The sequence below is a fragment of the Legionella sp. km535 genome, from assembly GCF_003990085.1.
GTDB lineage: Bacteria > Pseudomonadota > Gammaproteobacteria > Legionellales > Legionellaceae > Legionella > Legionella moravica.
Genome location: NZ_RZGU01000049.1, coordinates 1 through 2525, shown reverse-complemented (window position 1 = coordinate 2525; position 2525 = coordinate 1). Strand labels below are relative to the sequence as shown.

The following is a 2525-nucleotide window of genomic DNA, read 5'->3' as shown; positions in this document are numbered from 1 at the left end:
GACACCTGGTCGCTCCTGTTTCAACAGTGCCTTCCCAAACTGCTTTCATTCATCCGCAACCGATGCAATCAGGAGCAGAACACCGCAGGCGATGCACTTTCACGAGATTCCTGGCCCGAAGAGCTGCTTGCCCAGATTGAAGGGGTTGCTGTAGCTGACTCGACAGAGGGGGCTCCCGTTCCGGTGCTGCTCACGCCTGGAAATATCACTCCCGCATCCAGCCTTGATGTCGCACTACTGCTGGCGGTATCAAAGGATATGTCCGAAGCCACAGTACGTCAAATCGTTGCTCTTCCAGGTTTTGATCCCAATGCTACCGACAACAAAAGTTTAACTCCGTTTTATCTTGCTGCAGCCTTCGGACATACAGAATTAGCTGCCGCCCTGATTGACAAAGGAGCAAACTACAAGGTGAAGTACAAAGGCAGGTTCCCTCCCCTTCAAGAGGCCATCGAGAACCAACATCTTTCTTTTATACAATGGTTTCTGCGGACATTACCTGAGCATCAAAGGGTTAATGTGGTGACAGATAAAAACTACTGCGGCATTAGTATGCTGCACCTGGCCGTAGATTATCCAAATACTTTGAAACTGCTTCTGAACTACCTGCCGACAACAGAAAGGGCAAATGCTTTGATAACAAAGAATTATATTGGCTATACCGTGATGCACCTGGCCAGACAAGACTCGAAAATCTTGAAACTACTTATGAAAACACTGCCCGAGATGGATAGGTCTAAAGTCTTGATGACAAAAAACAACAAAGGGGATACAGTGCTTCATAGCCTCGAAGATAACCCCAAAACCATAAGACTGCTTCTGAACTATATACCTGAAACGGCAAGAGCGGAAGTTATTATAGCAACTGATGCTGATGGTAATACCGTATTGCATCAGATCGCAAAAACTGCCCCAAAATACCTGAAACAGCTTCTGGATTGCCTACCCAAAGCCGCAAGAGCAAGCGTTTTGATGGTAACTAACGAAGATGGCAATACAGTGCTGCACGAGGTAGAAACGACCCTTCCTGTGATTTTGAAACCGCTTGTGAATAGACTGTCTGAAGAAACAAGGGCTGGTGTATTGATGATATGTAACAAGTATGGAAATACTGTGCTTCATCTAACCGCAGCAAAACACCCTAGAATATTGAAAAAGCTTCTGGATTGTCTTCCAAAAGCAACAAGGCCTGAAGCCGTAATGGTAAGAAGCCTTTATGGCAATACCCTGCTGCACGTAGCCGCAGCAAGGCAAATTGAATTTCTGAAAAGTTTTCTGAATTATCTCCCTGAGACAGCAAGAGCAGATGCCATAATGGTAAAGAACTGCGATGGCACTACTGTTTTGGATCTAGTGAAACAAGCAAGGTATTCTAAAACCTTGCATCTTCTTAAAACATTACTAGAGCAAGCGAAGCAACGGATAGCCACCCAAACTACAGAGGATTCCACAACACCCAACTACAATACAGGAGCTGCACTATCTTCCTATGCATCTTCACCTGAGACCAATATTTCTGCGCCACGTGGCTCTCTTTCATTGTTTAGCCAGGGTTCGGCAAGTCCCCAGGATCCGGAGAGTCCAAGCGGACAAAGCTCATTAAAAAGATGAGTTTTGCACTCAGAATAACAAAGTCGGATACCTCTCTGAAAGCCATTATATTTAAAGAACCTCGCCTCTACCCAGCGCGTAGCGTGGGGGAGAGGGATCAAGGGTGAGGGGGTTAAAAAAGATCGCGCAGCGATACATTATTTTCTTTCAATAAGTTAAATCACTAAAGTGATGCACTTTTCCTCTCCACACACTCTACTCTAATCTTCTTATATAGCCCCGAAAGCACCCCGCTAGTTCATATTGCTCAGTTTATAAACCCTGTGATACAGTAAAAAGCTTTGCAATGAATCAAGGAAGCGCATCATGCCAACCAGTCTCAGACAAGCGATGATTGAAAGCGCTCAGGGCGCACAGAGCACGCACAACAAAGTGACCTCGAATGCAGCGGCCATGCTTGCCATCCGCCTGGCTTCACGATATCTGTTGCGAAAGACGGACAGAGAAGCGCCTGATCAATCCGCTTCATCTACTGCTGCCGCATCTTCTTCATCCGCAGCCTCTTCATCGGTTGTTGTACCCGCCTCCGAGATGACCATTGAAATGACCGATAATGCCAAAGCACAAGAGCGGATGAGTCGTGTCAGAACGAGGTATGAAGGACGAGTCAAATCATCTTTTCTGGAGGCACCCACCAAAGCCTGGCTGGCAGCAACGTTGAGTTCACGCAACTTGAGCAAAGAACTTGACCGGGTTACTCTGGTTGAGGAGCACAACGGGCAGCCGGTTTCTACTGAATGGTACCTGCCACTGCCTGAGGTCTATGCCGTTGTTCTCTCGGCACTGATAGACCTGGATGAAAAACGATGGCCGGTGCCGCCTCACAGTACCGCCAAAAATGAGCGGCTGCAGCGCCTTCAGGAATTTGACCGCATCAACAATGCGCTGGCGAAAGCCACACCGCGCATCTGCTC

General features: G+C 47.4%; 2 protein-coding genes. Both read left to right on the top strand.

All coding sequences use genetic code 11. The annotated features are described in order from the left end of the window. Nucleotides 1-1611: ankyrin repeat domain-containing protein (locus ELY21_RS15425; RefSeq protein ID WP_148111701.1), on the top strand; the 1611-nt coding region annotated here is incomplete at its 5' end. Nucleotides 1612-1917: 306 nt separating this feature from the next. After that, nucleotides 1918-2525: hypothetical protein (locus ELY21_RS15420; protein WP_148111700.1), on the top strand; the 608-nt coding region annotated here is incomplete at its 3' end.